We start from the raw sequence: 13,432 nt of genomic DNA on the forward strand, positions 1-13,432 counted from the left end.
GCCCCGGCAAGGTGAACTGGTCAAGGCCGCTCCTACAGGGATTGCATTGAGTCCAGGGTGAGGGGTCAGCTCTTGCTTTGGGCGTGCGCCGCCAGGCGCTCCAGCGCTGCCTTGAGCTTCGGGTCGCTGATGCCTTCGGCTGAGCCGCGAATGCCCTGCGCGGCGTTTTCCGAGAGCTCAGGCCCGTGCCCGCCGCGCTTGGCCGGCACCAGCGGCGGCTGCACCTTGAACAGGATGCGGCTCAGGTTGGCGAACGCTTCCATCGCCTGCAACTGGCGTTGCAGGCGCTTTTGCTGGTAGCGCAGGCGGGTGGCCCAGTGGCCATCGGTCACCACTAACAACAAGGTGCCTTCCTTCCACGACGCCACATGGCAGTGCTCGCGCGCCGCCGGCTGCAGCTGGCTTTCCAGCAGGCGCTGCAGGTGCTCCAGGCGCTCGGCCTGGTTAAGCAGCAGGCGCAGCGGGCGTGCCTTGCGCAGCAGGGCCGAGGGCAGGTGGGCGGAGGAGGGTTTGTAGGCCATGGAGGTTCGCGACAGGTTACAAGACCGGCAGTCTACCAGATGCGCTGCGCCCGACGGCCTGCAGGAGCCGGCTTGCCGGCGATAGGGCCCTCAAGATCGAAAATTGATGCAAGTCATTCTCGATACGTTTCATCTTCACGCACCTTGAACTTGCAGAAAAAGCCCCTATGTTAGTCAGGCCCCCTAAAAGCGCTGTGCCAGCATCGTGGAAATCCACCACTTTCCTCACCATCGTTTCCGGGTAGAATGCTCGTTCGCATGCGGCCTCAGGGCTGCACGGGCGACTCATGGGGCCGCCCTCCATCCCTACGTGTGGAAGATCCTGCCGATATGTTTGCGCCTTTGTTAAAAAAACTTTTTGGAAGCAAGAACGAGCGTGAAATCAAACGCATGCTCAAGACGGTAAGTGCCGTCAATGCCTTCGAAGAGAAGATGGTGGCCCTCTCGGATGAGCAGCTGCGGGGCAAGACCGCAGAGTTCAAAGAGCGCCTGGCCAAAGGCGAAACCCTCGACCAGCTGTTGCCTGAAGCCTTCGCCGTGGCCCGTGAGGCCGGCAAGCGTGTCATGGGCATGCGCCACTTCGACGTCCAGCTGATCGGCGGCATGACCTTGCACGAAGGCATGATCGCAGAAATGCGTACCGGTGAAGGCAAGACCTTGGTCGGTACCCTGGCCGTGTATCTGAACGCGCTGTCCGGCAAGGGCGTGCACGTGGTCACGGTCAACGACTACCTGGCCCGCCGCGACGCCAACTGGATGCGCCCGCTGTACGAATTCCTCGGCCTGAACGTGGGCATCGTCTCGGCGTTCCAGCCGCCGGAAGAAAAGCGCGCTGCCTACGCCGCCGACATCACCTACGGCACCAACAACGAATTCGGTTTCGACTACCTGCGCGACAACATGGCGTTCAGCCAGGACGAGAAGTTCCAGCGTGAGCTGAACTTCGCCGTGATCGACGAAGTCGACTCCATCCTCATCGACGAAGCGCGCACCCCGCTGATCATCTCCGGCCAGGCCGAAGACAGCAGCAAACTGTACATCGAGATCAACCGTCTGATCCCGCGCCTCACCCAACACATCGAAGAAGTCGAAGGCCAGGTCACGCAAGAAGGCCATTTCACCATCGACGAGAAGAGCCGCCAGGTCGAGCTCAACGAAGCCGGTCACCAGTTCATCGAAGACATGCTGACCCAGTCGGGCCTGCTGGCCGAGGGCGAGAGCCTGTACTCGGCGCACAACCTCGGCCTGCTGACCCACGTCTACGCCGGCCTGCGTGCCCACAAGCTGTTCCACCGCAACGTCGAGTACATCGTCCAGGAAGGTCAGATCCTGCTGATCGACGAGCACACCGGCCGTACCATGCCGGGCCGTCGCCTGTCCGAGGGCCTGCACCAGGCCATCGAAGCGAAAGAAAACCTGAACATCCAGGCCGAGAGCCAGACCCTGGCTTCGACCACCTTCCAGAACTACTTCCGCCTGTACACCAAGCTGTCCGGCATGACCGGTACCGCCGACACCGAAGCGTTCGAGTTCCAGTCGATCTACGCCCTCAACGTGATGGTGATCCCGCCGAACAAGCCGCTGGCGCGCAAGGACTTCAACGACCTGGTGTACCTGACCGCCGAAGAGAAGTACGCCGCGATCGTCGCCGACATCAAGGAAAGCATGGGCCAGGGCCGCCCGGTGCTGGTCGGTACCGCGACCATCGAAACCTCCGAGCACATGTCCAACCTGCTCAAGAAGGAAGGTATCGACCACAAGGTACTGAACGCCAAGTACCACGAAAAAGAAGCCGAGATCATCGCCCAGGCCGGTGCCCCGGGTGCACTGACCATCGCCACCAACATGGCCGGCCGTGGTACCGACATTCTGCTGGGTGGTAACTGGGAGGCCGAAGTCGCCGCCCTGGAAAACCCCACCGCCGAGCAGATCGCGCAGATCAAGGCCGACTGGCAAAAGCGTCACCAGCAAGTGCTGGAGGCCGGTGGCCTGCACGTGATCGCCTCCGAGCGCCACGAATCGCGGCGTATCGACAACCAGCTGCGTGGCCGTGCCGGCCGCCAGGGTGATGCCGGCTCCAGCCGCTTCTACCTGTCGCTGGAAGACAGCCTGATGCGCATCTTCGCCTCTGACCGGGTGAAGAACTTCATGAAGGCCCTGGGCATGCAGTCCGGCGAGGCCATCGAGCACCGCATGGTCACCAACGCCATCGAGAAGGCTCAGCGCAAGGTCGAAGGCCGCAACTTCGACATTCGTAAACAGCTGCTCGAATACGACGACGTGGCCAACGAACAGCGCAAGGTGATCTACCACATGCGCAACAGCCTGCTGGCCGCAGAAAACATCGGCGACACCATCGCCGAGTTTCGCCAGGAAGTGCTCGACGCCACCATCAGCCAGCACATCCCGCCGCAGTCGCTGCCCGAGCAGTGGGACGTGGCCGGCCTGGAAGCTTCGCTGGCCAGCGATTTCGCCCTGAAGCTGCCGATCCAGCAGTGGCTCGACGAGGACGACCACCTCTACGAGGAAACCCTGCGCGAGAAGCTGCTCAAGGAAATCACCGACGCCTACAACGAGAAGGAAGACCAGGCCGGCCTCGACGCCCTGCGTACCTTCGAGAAGCAGATCCTGCTGCGCGTGCTGGACGACCTGTGGAAAGACCACCTGTCGACCATGGACCACCTGCGCCACGGTATCCATCTGCGCGGCTACGCCCAAAAGAACCCGAAGCAGGAGTACAAGCGCGAGTCGTTCACCCTGTTCCAGGAGCTGCTGGAGTCGATCAAGCGCGACACCATCCGCGTGCTGTCGCACGTTCAGGTACGCCGCGAAGACCCGGTCGAAGAAGAAGCCCGCCTGCGCCGCGAAGCCGAGGAGCTGGCCAGCCGCATGCAGTTCCAGCATGCCGCTGCACCAGGCCTTGAAGGCGAGCAACTGGCCGAGGAGGGCGCCGAAGTCGCCGTAGCCTCTGCCCCGGTGCGCAACGACATGAAGCTGGGCCGCAACGAGCCGTGCTGGTGTGGCTCGGGCAAGAAGTTCAAGCACTGCCACGGGCAGATCGAGTGATCTGACCTCACCCCTGGCTTGAGATCCCGGGGCTGCTTTGCAGCCCATCGCGACACAAGGCCGCTCCTACAGGGAATCGCAACAACCCTGTAGGAGCGGCCTTGTGCCGCGAAAGGGCCGCACAGCGGCCCCTTCAATTCCCACAAAATTTCTAGGAGCGCTCTAATGGCTGTTGGTCTTGGTCCCCTGCCCACCCTGCACCCGGTTCCCGGTTTCGAACTCGGCATCGCCTCGGCCGGCATCAAGCGCCCTGGGCGCAAGGACGTAGTGGTGATGCGCTGCGCCGAAGGCTCCAGCGTGGCCGGCGTGTTCACCTTGAACGCCTTCTGCGCCGCCCCGGTGATCCTCAGCAAGCAGCGTGTGCAGGGCACCGTGCGTTACCTGTTGACCAACACCGGCAACGCCAACGCCGGCACCGGCGCCCCGGGCCTGGCCGCCGCCGAGCGTACCTGCGCCAAGCTGGCCGAACTTGCCGGTGTACCGGCCGAATCGGTACTGCCTTTCTCCACCGGCGTGATCGGCGAGCCACTGCCGGTCGAGAAGATCGAAGGCGCCCTGCAGGCCGCTCTGGACAACCTGTCGGAGAACCACTGGGCTGAAGCGGCCACCGGCATCATGACCACCGACACCCTGCCCAAGGGTGCCAGCCGCCAGTTCCAGCACGATGGCGTGACCGTCACCGTCACCGGTATCAGCAAGGGCGCCGGCATGATCCGCCCGAACATGGCCACCATGCTCGGCTACATCGCCACCGACGCCAAGGTCGCACCTGCTGTGCTCAAGGATTTGATGCTCGACGGCGCCAACAAGTCGTTCAACCGCATCACCATCGACGGCGACACCTCGACCAACGACTGCTGCATGCTGATCGCCACCGGCAAGGCCAACCTGCCGGAAGTCACCGAAGCCCGCGGCGCGCTGTTCGAAGCGCTGAAAAAGGCCGTGTTCGAAGTGTGCATGGAAGTGGCCCAGGCCATCGTCCGTGACGGCGAAGGCGCCACCAAGTTCGTCACTGTGCAGGTGAACGGCGGCGCCAATCACCAGGAATGCCTGGACGTCGGCTACGCCGTGGCCCACTCGCCGCTGATCAAGACCGCGCTGTTCGCCTCCGACCCCAACTGGGGCCGCATCCTTGCCGCCGTCGGCCGTGCCGGCGTGCCCGAACTGGATGTCAGCCTGATCGACGTGTTCCTGGGTGACGTGTGCATCGCAAGCCAAGGCGGGCGCAGCCCGAGCTACACCGAAGAGCAAGGCTCCAAGGTGATGGCCCAGGAAGAGATCACCATCCGTATCGAGCTGGGCCGTGGCCAGTGCAGCGAAACCATCTGGACCACCGACCTGTCCCACGAGTACGTGAAGATCAACGCCGAATACCGCACCTGATGTATTGATCCGAAGGCCCCTTCGCGGGCAAGCCCGCTCCCACAGGTGATCCATGGCCTGTGGCAGCGGTGCGGTCCCTGTGGGAGCGGGCTTGCCCGCGAACGGCTGCGCAGCAGCCATCGGGCATTGCAATTGCCAACTCAATGGAGCCGCCCCATGAGCTACCACCTGATCATCGGCGACAAGCTGTATTCCTCCTGGTCGCTACGCGGCGCCCTAGCCCTCGAGCTGGCCGGCGTGGCGTACGATGAAACCCTGGTCAAACTCAACCAGCCCGACACCCGCCAACGCCTGCTGGCGTTCTCTGCCACCGGCAAGGTGCCGCTGCTCAAGACCGGTCACGGCGTGATCGCCGACTCCCTGGCCATCGCCGAATACCTCAACGAACAACACCCGGACGCGCAACTGTGGCCGCAAGACGTGGCTGCCCGGGCCCAGGCTCGCTCTGCCTGCGCGCAGATGCACAGCGGCTTTTTCGCCCTGCGCGGCGCCATGCCGTTCGACCTGTCCCGCGACCAGGCGCTGGAAAGCATCCCCCTGGACGTGCAGGTGGACATCGACCGCATCGTCGCGCTGTGGGCCGAATGCCGCCTGCTGGCCAAGGACAGCGGCCCGTTCCTGTTCGGCCGGCCAACCCTGGCTGATGCCTTCTTCGCCCCGGTGGCGGTGCGCCTGCGCACCTACCGGGTGGCTGTGCCGGCAGAGGCGGCGGCTTATATCGAAACCATCTACCAGTGGCCGGCCTTCCAGGCCTGGCAGCAAGCTGGCCTCGCGGAGCGTGAAGGGTGAAACGGATTCATGTTGTAGCAGCGGTCATTCGCGGCGCCGACGGGCGCATTCTCATCGCCCGCCGCGCCGACACCCAGCACCAGGGCGGCCTGTGGGAGTTCCCCGGCGGCAAGGTGGAGGACGGTGAGGGCGTCGAGGCGGCGCTGGCCCGTGAATTGCGCGAGGAGCTCGGCATCGAGGTCAGCCGCTCGCGCCCGCTGATCAAGGTCAGCCATGACTACCCGGACAAGCAGGTGTTGCTGGACGTGCGCGAGGTCGATGCCTTTACCGGCGAGCCCCACGGCGCCGAAGGCCAGCCCCTGGCCTGGGTAGCACCGCGCGACCTGGGCCAGTACGAATTCCCCGAGGCCAACAAGCCGATCGTCGCCGCCGCGCGCCTGCCCGACCAGTACCTGATCACCCCTGACGGGCTGGAAGTGCCGCAGATGCTCAAGGGCATCCAGAAGGCCGTGGCCAGTGGCATTCGCCTGATCCAGCTGCGCGCCCCGGACATGTACGACCCTAAGTACCGCGATGTGGCGGTGGACGCGGTGGGCCTGTGCGCCGGCAAGGCGCAGTTGATGCTCAAGGGCCCGCTTGAATGGCTGGGTGACTTCCCTTCCGCCGGCTGGCACCTGACTGCCGCGCAGTTGCGCAAGTACGCGGCCAAGGGCCGGCCTTTCCCGAAAGAGCGCTGGTTGGCAGCGTCCTGCCACAACGCCGAGGAACTGGCGCTGGCCGAGCAGATGGGCGTGGATTTCGTCACCCTGTCGCCGGTGCAGGCCACCCAGACCCACCCCGAGGCAGTGCCGCTGGGGTGGGATGAGGCGCAGCGGTTGATCGGTACGATCAATCAGCCGGTGTATCTGTTGGGTGGGGTTGGGCCGGGTGAGCGCGACCAGGCCTGGCAGGCCGGGGCGCAGGGTGTGGCAGGTATTCGGGCGTTCTGGCCTGAGGTTTGATTCGCCTGCATGAATCGCCGGCAAGCCGGCTCCTATGGAACAAATCACAACTCGTTGATTTAACGAAGATTCTGTGGGAGCGGCTTTAGCCGCGAGCACCGCGGGGCTTGGCACGGGCTTCGCCCGTGTTCGCGGGCAAGCCCGCTCCCACAGGGATCGCGCCAGCTTTTAGAAATTGAGCAAGACAGTTGCTCCCACAGGGATTGCATGAGCTTCAGGTCAGTGCCCTACCTGTTGGAGCCGGCTTGTCGGCGATTGCTATTTCAGCCTTCAGGCCGAGCGGCCGCCTGCCACAACACCTCATCCACCCCCTGCCGCCGCCCGATGATCCTGGCCGCCACGAACAACAGGTCAGACAGCCGGTTGATGTAAGCCAGCCCAACCCCCTCCAGCGGCTCGACCGCATTCAACTGCTGGCACCGCCGCTCCGCCGCCCGCGCCACGCTGCGGCACACATGGGCCTGGGCCACCAGCGCCGAACCGCCGGGCAGGATGAAGTTCTTCAGCGGCCCGAGCTCCTCATTCCACACATCGATGGCCCGTTCCAGGCGCTCGACCTCCAGCGCATTCAGCGCCTGGTAACTGGGCATGGCCAGCTCGCCACCAAGGTCGAACAGTCGGTGCTGGCATGGCGCAAGTACCTCGCTCACCTCGCTGATACCGGCCTCGGCCAGCCCGGCCAGCAACACCCCGAGCTGGCTGTTGAGGGTGTCCACCTCGCCCATGGCCTTGACGCGCGGGTGGTCCTTGGGCACGCGGCGGCCATCGCCCAGGCCGGTTTCGCCCTTGTCGCCGGTGCGGGTGTAGATTTTCGTCAGGCGGTTGCCCATGTCAGGTCTCCGTACGGGCCGGCTGGGCCGTACCCAGGGGCAGGCGCAGGGTGAAGCAGGTGCCCTGGCCGGGGGTGGAGTGCACCTCCATCTGCCCTTTGTGATTGTTGGTAATGATGAAGTACGACACCGAAAGCCCAAGCCCTGTGCCCTGGCCGATCTCCTTGGTGGTGAAGAACGGCTCGAAGGTGCGCTTGCGCACGGCCTCTGGCATGCCGATGCCGTTGTCCTCGATCTGGATTTCCGCCCACGGCGGGTTGAGCCGGGTGCGCAGGGTGATGCGCCCCGGCTCGCTCGGCTGCGGGCGCTGGTGGATGGCCTGGGCGGCGTTCTTCAACAGGTTCAGCAGCACCTGCTCCAGTTCGTTGGCGGTGCACGGCACCGGGCCCAGCTGCGGGTCGAACTGGCGCACGATGGCCTGGCCCTTGAAGTCAAAACCAATGGTCAGGTCGAAGTCGTTGCCGGCGATGTCCACCGCCTGGTCGATCAGCGCCGGCAGGTCACAGGGGGCCAGCTGGCGGTTGCTGCGGCGGCTGAAGCTGAGCATGTGGGTGACGATTTTTGCCGCCCGCGCGCCGGCCTGCTGAATGCCGTCCAGTAGCTGCGGCACCTCGCGGCTGCCTAAGTACTTGTTGACGCGGGCCAGGTCGATGCCCAGCTCGTCGGCCTGTTCCTGGTTGCGCGGCAGCTCCGGCGACAGGCGCCGGCGGATGTTCTGCACGTTGTGCAAGATCGCCCCCAGCGGGTTGTTGATTTCGTGGGCCATGCCCGCAGCCAGGCCGCCGACCGAGAGCATCTTTTCCGACTGCACCATCATTTCTTCCAGCGACAGGCGCTGGGTGATGTCGTCGATGCGGATCACCACCCCGCGCCCGCCGCCACCGGTCAGCGGGTAGAACGTCAAGGCGTAGTGGCGGGCGTCGTCGCCCTTCGGCCAGGTGACCCGTTCGATCTTCGCCACCCGGTGCTTCTCGACGCTTTCCTTGAGCTGCGGCAAAAACGGTTTGAGCGGCTCGAAGGCGAGGAAGATCGGCTGGTTCAGTGCTTCGTCCAGGGGCGTGCCAGAGAGCACCGTGGCTTCGTGGTTCCACTGGGTAACGTACAACTGCTCGTCGAGGGCTATCAGTGCCGAGGGCATCGAGTCGATGATGCTGTTGAGGTAGTTCTGAAAGCCGGTGAGCTTTTTTTCGATCTTGCTGCGCACCTGGACTTCCAGCTCCAGCTTGCGGTTGGTGTGGCGGGTTTCTTCAGCCAGGCCCTGGGCCTGGTCGTAGGCGCTCTGGAACTCGTCGCGGGTGCGCTTGAGCTGCTGCTCGCGGGCCTCGATGCGCGACAGCATGGTGTTGAACGCCTGGGCCAGGCTGCCGATCTCGTCGTCGTTGCCGCGCTGGGCACGCAGGGCGTAGCTTTCTTCGCGGGTGACCTGGCGGGTGAGCTCTTCCAGCCGGTTGATCGGCAGGGTGATCAGGCGCTTGATCTGCCGGGCGATGAGCATCCACAGCACGATGCTGAACACCAGGATGGCCAGGCTGGCCGACAGGGTGCCGGTATAGAACGCCGTGGGCAGCTCGCTGCTGGCCACCAGCAGCAGGTGGGAGGGCGGGCTGCCTTCGCGGGGCAGGCGAATCAGTTGGGTGCTGCGAAACTCCATGAGCCGCCAGCCATCGATGTTGCGAAAGCGCTTGGGCAGGGCCAGCGGCTCGCCATGCTGCAACTGCGCCAGCATGCGCCCGTCGCTGCCGTACAGGGCTGCGGCGCGTAGCGGCGAGTAGCTGTCCAGCTCCTTGAGCAGCGCCGTGGCGGTATCCGGGTTGTCGCCGGCGCGGGCCGACAGCTGCGGGTTGGACACCAGCTTGCCGATGGTCTGCAAGGCCTGGGGCGCCATGCTCTCCTGGGTGATCCAGTAGGCGGCGCTGATGAAGGCCAGGTTGGCCACCAGCAAAATGGTCACCAGCAGCACCAGCAGGGCTGCCAGCAGTTTTTGCCCGACCGGGAGGTTTTCCAGGCGTTGGCGCAGGGTCATGGGCAAGGCAGCTTCCGTGTCCGTTGAAAGGGGCTCAGGCGCTTGGCAGGCCGCGCGCCGTCAGGCTATCGACCAGGCGTTGGTGCAACTGTTCAAGCCCGGGCACCGCCACGCCATGGCGGGCGGCGGTGCGGCAGGCATGGCCGAGCAGGTAGTGGATCTCGGTGCGCCGGCCGGCACGCACATCCTGGTACATGGAAGAGTAGTTGGCGGCGGTGGCGAGGATCACCCGCTGTATTTCTTCGCCCAGGTCCGCGGCCGCCTCGGGCTGGTCGCAACGTCGCAGCAGTTCGGCAAGCTCGGCGCCCAGCGCTTCGACCTCGGCCAGGTGCCCGAGCAGGCCGCCGTTCTGGCAGCCGTGCAGTACGGTCAGCGGGTTGATCGCGCAGTTCAGCGCCAGCTTGCGCCACAGGCGGGTGAGGATGTCCAGGCTCCACTGCGCCGGGATGCCGGCATCGTGCAGGTCGTCGAACCAGGCGGGCAGGGCAGGGTTGGCCGGGTCGCCCAGCCAGTTGAAACCGTGGCCGGCAAAGCGCACCTGCCAGTCGTTTTCACGGAATGCGCCCTCGGTGCTTGAGGCGAAGATGCAGCGGGCGTGGGGCGCAACCTCGGCCACCTCGTCCTGGCTGCCCAGGCCGTTTTGCAGCAGCACCAGCTCGGCGCCCGGGGCCAGCCGGGGCAGCAACTGCGCTACGCCAAGGGCGGCGTCGTAGGCCTTGCAGGCTACCAGCAGGCGATGGATGGGGCCGGCGGCGCCAGCGGTTTCGGCGGGGATCGCGAAATGGCTGGTGTGCGCCTGTTCGACCAGGGTCAGCCGGCCTGCGGCCTGATAGTCGGCCAGGCGCCGGTCGTCGCGCAGGATCAGGCGCACCGCCTTGCCGGTACGGGCCAGGCGGCAGGCCCAGAGGCTGCCGAGGCTACCGGCGCCGAGAATATGCCAGGTGCTGCTCATCTGCGTTTCGCAACCCGTTATAATGAGCCCGCATTTTAACCATCCAACGCAGACGCGCTCCATCTTCAGGCCGAGCGCGCGTTCATTTTATGGAGAACACCCCATGCCTTCGTTCGACGTGGTATCGGAACTGGACAAGCACGAAGTGCAGAACGCCGTCGACAACGCCATCAAGGACCTCGACCGCCGCTACGACCTCAAGGGCAAGGGCACCTTCGAGTTCAAGGACAAGGAGCAGACCGTACTGCTGACCGCCGAGGAGGAGTTCCAGCTCGAAGCCATGCTGGAGATCCTGCGCCTGGCGCTGGTCAAGCGCAAGATCGACGTCAAGTGCCTGGAAACCCAGGACCCGTACGCCTCGGGTAAAGAGAAAAAGCAGGAAGCCAAGTTCCGCGAGGGTATCGACAAGGACCTTGCCAAGAAGATCGTCGCCACCATCAAGGATGGCAAGCTGAAGGTGCAGGCCGCCATCCAGGGCGAGCAGGTACGGGTTACCGGCAAGAAGCGCGACGACCTGCAGGAAGCCATCGCCCTGCTGCGCACCAAGGAATTCGACATGCCGCTGCAGTTCAACAACTTCCGCGACTGATTGGAGCGATGCCTGAACCCAGCTGGCGCAATGATGTCCATGTGGGTTCAGGGCCGCTGAGTCCGAGGCGGCCCGGTTTCAGGAGATGACTATGGATTTGAACGCAGAGGTCGACCAGCTGGTACGCCAGTCGCAAACCTGGATTCCGCTGATCATGGAGTACGGCAGCCGGGTGCTGCTTGCACTGCTGACCCTGGCCATCGGCTGGTGGATCGTCAACAAGCTGAGCGCGCGCCTGGGCAAGCTGGTGGGCCTGCGCAACACCGACCTGGCCTTGCAGGGCTTCATCAGCACCCTGGCCAACATCGTGCTGAAGATCCTGCTGTTCGTCAGCGTGGCGTCGATGATCGGCATCGAGACCACCTCGTTCGTCGCCGCCATCGGTGCCGCAGGCCTGGCCATTGGTCTGGCGCTGCAGGGCAGCCTGGCGAACTTCGCCGGTGGTGTGCTGATCTTGATGTTCCGCCCGTTCCGCATCGGTGACTGGATCGAGGCGCAGGGCGTGAGCGGCACCGTGGACAGCATCCAGATCTTCCACACCGTGCTGCGCACCGGTGACAACAAGACGGTGATCATGCCCAACGGCAGCCTGTCCAACGGCATCATCACCAACACTAACCGCCAGCCGACGCGCAAGGTGGTGTTCGATGTGGGCGTGGACTACGAGGCTGACCTGCAGAAGGCCCGTAACGTGTTGCTGGAGCTGGCCAAAGACCCCCGGGTACTGGCCGACCCTGCACCGCAGGCAGTGGTGGCCACACTGGGCGACAGCTCGATCACCGTGTCGCTGCGCCTGTGGACCAAGACCTCGGACTACTGGGATGTGATGTTCATGCTCAACGAGCATGCGCGCGACCGGCTCAAGGCCGAGGGTATCGACATTCCCTTTCCGCAGCGGGTGATCCGCGTGGTGCAGGAGGCTGCCCCGCAGTAACCTGTTTCAGCAGCTATCGCGGGGCAAGCCCGCTCTCACGTTTATGGCGTGGGAGCGGGCTTGCCCCGCGATGCTTTTGCCCCCTTACACTTGTTCACAGCCAATCCCTGCCATTTCTGGCATATAACCTGCCCACACCTGCCTGCACCTGATAGCCACCATGAAACCACTGCTGTACATCACCCCCCTGCGCGCCTTGCTGTTCGGGCTGACCCTTGCGCTGTTCGAGCTGCTCACGTACCTGGCCAGCGACGCGGTCATGCCGGCCATGCCGGTGGTGGTCGACGACCTGAAGGCCAGCCCCGAATTCATCCCCCACGCCCTCAACCTGTACCTGCTGGGCGGGGTGCTGCTGCAGTGGCTGATCGGCCCGCTGGCCGACCGCTATGGCCGGCGCCCGCTGCTGCTGGCCGGCTGCGTGTTCTTCGGCGGCGCTTGCCTGGCGACCTTCTGGGTGCACGATATCGGCCTGTTCAACCTGCTGCGCCTGCTGCAGGGCATTGGCCTGGGCTTTGTGGTGACGGTCAGCTACCCGGCGCTCAACGAGGCGTTCAGCGAGGCCGACGCGGTACGCATGATGGCCTTGCTGGCCAACATCGCGCTGCTGTCGCCGCTGCTCGGGCCGCTGGTGGGCACCCTGATGCTGCAGTGGCTGGACTGGCGCTGGCTGTTCGTCGCCTTTGCCGTGGGCGCGGTGGCCTGCTGGCTGCTGCTGTACCGCCTGATGCCCGAGACCTTGGGGGTGGAGCGCCGCGACGGCTCGCGCCTGGCGTTCACGCCCATCCACCTGCTGCCGCTGCTGGCCGGTTACGGCCAACTGCTGGCCAATCGCAAGTTCGTCGCTGGCAGCGCGGCGCTGGGGCTGGTGGGCCTGCCGCTGATTGGTTGGATCGGCCTGTCGCCGGTGCTGCTGATTCACGACGAGGGCCTGAGCACCATGGAATACGCGCTGTGGCAGTTGCCAGTGTTCGGCGGGCTGATCCTCGGTAACCTGATCATCAACCGCATTGCCGACCGCTTCCCGTTGCCGGCTCTGGTGCGTGGTGCGCTGGCGCCGTACCTGGCCGGGCTATGCCTGATGGTGCTGGCAACCTGGCTGTGGCCGACGGTGACCAGCGTGGTGGCCGGCATGTCGCTGTACGCGCTGGGGCTGGGGGTGGCCAACGCGGTGCTGTACCGCATGACGCTGTTTGCCAGCGAGCAGAGCAAGGGGCTGGTGTCGGCCATGCTGGGCATGATCACCATCGCGCTGTTGGGTTTGGGCGGCGCGGTGCTGGCGATGCTGGGTGCGGGGGCGAGCCTGCTGCACTTTGCCTTGGGCGCAGGTATCGCCGGGGCTATGGCGTTGTGGCCGCTGTGGTTCGTGGTGGGTGGACGGCCTGGGGCTGTGGTGCAGTAATCTTT

Annotated in this window: 11 protein-coding genes; 7 read left to right on the top strand and 4 right to left on the bottom strand. The window is 64.9% G+C overall.

What is annotated here, in order from left to right:
* Window positions 1–65: 65 nt before the first annotated feature.
* Window positions 66–521 (bottom strand): DUF721 domain-containing protein, encoded by a 456-nt coding sequence (locus KSS93_RS08145; RefSeq protein ID WP_217887845.1) that lies wholly within the window; start codon window positions 519–521, stop codon window positions 66–68.
* A 330-nt stretch (window positions 522–851) separates the two neighbouring features.
* Here KSS93_RS08145 and secA point away from each other — a divergent pair, with 330 nt between their 5' ends.
* The 4 genes from secA (at window position 852) to KSS93_RS08165 (ending at window position 6,700) form a co-directional block, all read left to right on the top strand.
* Window positions 852–3,587, top strand: a complete 2,736-nt coding sequence (secA, locus tag KSS93_RS08150) for a preprotein translocase subunit SecA (RefSeq protein WP_217887846.1) — start codon at window positions 852–854, stop codon at window positions 3,585–3,587.
* Between the two features lie 165 nt (window positions 3,588–3,752).
* The gene (argJ, locus tag KSS93_RS08155; RefSeq protein ID WP_217841921.1) at window positions 3,753–4,970 is read left to right on the top strand and encodes a bifunctional glutamate N-acetyltransferase/amino-acid acetyltransferase ArgJ; all 1,218 of its coding nucleotides are present in this window, start codon (window positions 3,753–3,755) and stop codon (window positions 4,968–4,970) included.
* A 156-nt stretch (window positions 4,971–5,126) separates the two neighbouring features.
* Window positions 5,127–5,759 (top strand): glutathione S-transferase family protein, encoded by a 633-nt coding sequence (locus tag KSS93_RS08160; RefSeq protein WP_217887847.1) that lies wholly within the window; start codon window positions 5,127–5,129, stop codon window positions 5,757–5,759.
* A complete protein-coding gene (locus KSS93_RS08165; protein WP_217887848.1) occupies window positions 5,756–6,700 on the top strand; it encodes a Nudix family hydrolase in 945 nt (314 codons plus the stop codon). Before KSS93_RS08160 ends, KSS93_RS08165 begins: the two co-directional genes overlap by 4 nt.
* A 263-nt stretch (window positions 6,701–6,963) precedes the next feature.
* On the opposite strand, the gene KSS93_RS08170 is transcribed toward KSS93_RS08165, so the two are convergent.
* Genes KSS93_RS08170 through KSS93_RS08180 form a run of 3 tightly spaced genes read right to left on the bottom strand, consistent with a single transcriptional unit; the run spans window position 6,964 to window position 10,505 of the window.
* Window positions 6,964–7,530: a cob(I)yrinic acid a,c-diamide adenosyltransferase gene (locus KSS93_RS08170; protein WP_217887849.1), complete on the bottom strand. Its 567-nt coding sequence runs from the start codon at window positions 7,528–7,530 to the stop codon at window positions 6,964–6,966.
* A 1-nt stretch (window position 7,531) separates the two neighbouring features.
* A complete protein-coding gene (locus tag KSS93_RS08175) occupies window positions 7,532–9,553 on the bottom strand; it encodes a sensor histidine kinase (RefSeq protein ID WP_217887850.1) in 2,022 nt (673 codons plus the stop codon).
* Between the two features lie 34 nt (window positions 9,554–9,587).
* Window positions 9,588–10,505 (bottom strand): putative 2-dehydropantoate 2-reductase, encoded by a 918-nt coding sequence (locus KSS93_RS08180; protein ID WP_217887851.1) that lies wholly within the window; start codon window positions 10,503–10,505, stop codon window positions 9,588–9,590.
* Between the two features lie 103 nt (window positions 10,506–10,608).
* Between KSS93_RS08180 and KSS93_RS08185 the strand changes: the two genes are divergently transcribed.
* The 3 genes from KSS93_RS08185 (at window position 10,609) to KSS93_RS08195 (ending at window position 13,427) form a co-directional block, all read left to right on the top strand.
* Window positions 10,609–11,094, top strand: coding sequence for a YajQ family cyclic di-GMP-binding protein (locus KSS93_RS08185; RefSeq protein ID WP_217841927.1), 486 nt, complete (start codon window positions 10,609–10,611; stop codon window positions 11,092–11,094).
* 91 nt (window positions 11,095–11,185) lie between these two features.
* Complete coding sequence (locus tag KSS93_RS08190; RefSeq protein WP_217887852.1) at window positions 11,186–12,028, top strand: mechanosensitive ion channel family protein; 843 nt, start codon at window positions 11,186–11,188, stop codon at window positions 12,026–12,028.
* A gap of 160 nt (window positions 12,029–12,188) precedes the next feature.
* The gene (locus KSS93_RS08195; protein WP_217887853.1) at window positions 12,189–13,427 is read left to right on the top strand and encodes an MFS transporter; all 1,239 of its coding nucleotides are present in this window, start codon (window positions 12,189–12,191) and stop codon (window positions 13,425–13,427) included.
* Window positions 13,428–13,432 lie beyond the last annotated feature (5 nt).

It is taken from the genome of Pseudomonas xanthosomatis (assembly GCF_019139835.1).
Taxonomy (GTDB): Bacteria; Pseudomonadota; Gammaproteobacteria; order Pseudomonadales; family Pseudomonadaceae; genus Aquipseudomonas; species Aquipseudomonas fakonensis.

What these genes read in the sequence shown, in the direction of transcription:
- KSS93_RS08195 (WP_217887853.1), top strand. Translation starts at nt 12,189, where the DNA reads ATGAAACCACTGCTGTACATCACCCCCCTGCGCGCCTTGCTGTTCGGG.
- KSS93_RS08145 (WP_217887845.1), bottom strand. Translation starts at nt 521, where the DNA reads ATGGCCTACAAACCCTCCTCCGCCCACCTGCCCTCGGCCCTGCTGCGC.
- argJ (WP_217841921.1), top strand. Translation starts at nt 3,753, where the DNA reads ATGGCTGTTGGTCTTGGTCCCCTGCCCACCCTGCACCCGGTTCCCGGT.
- KSS93_RS08180 (WP_217887851.1), bottom strand. Translation starts at nt 10,505, where the DNA reads ATGAGCAGCACCTGGCATATTCTCGGCGCCGGTAGCCTCGGCAGCCTC.
- KSS93_RS08175 (WP_217887850.1), bottom strand. Translation starts at nt 9,553, where the DNA reads ATGACCCTGCGCCAACGCCTGGAAAACCTCCCGGTCGGGCAAAAACTG.
- KSS93_RS08160 (WP_217887847.1), top strand. Translation starts at nt 5,127, where the DNA reads ATGAGCTACCACCTGATCATCGGCGACAAGCTGTATTCCTCCTGGTCG.
- KSS93_RS08190 (WP_217887852.1), top strand. Translation starts at nt 11,186, where the DNA reads ATGGATTTGAACGCAGAGGTCGACCAGCTGGTACGCCAGTCGCAAACC.
- secA (WP_217887846.1), top strand. Translation starts at nt 852, where the DNA reads ATGTTTGCGCCTTTGTTAAAAAAACTTTTTGGAAGCAAGAACGAGCGT.
- KSS93_RS08170 (WP_217887849.1), bottom strand. Translation starts at nt 7,530, where the DNA reads ATGGGCAACCGCCTGACGAAAATCTACACCCGCACCGGCGACAAGGGC.
- KSS93_RS08185 (WP_217841927.1), top strand. Translation starts at nt 10,609, where the DNA reads ATGCCTTCGTTCGACGTGGTATCGGAACTGGACAAGCACGAAGTGCAG.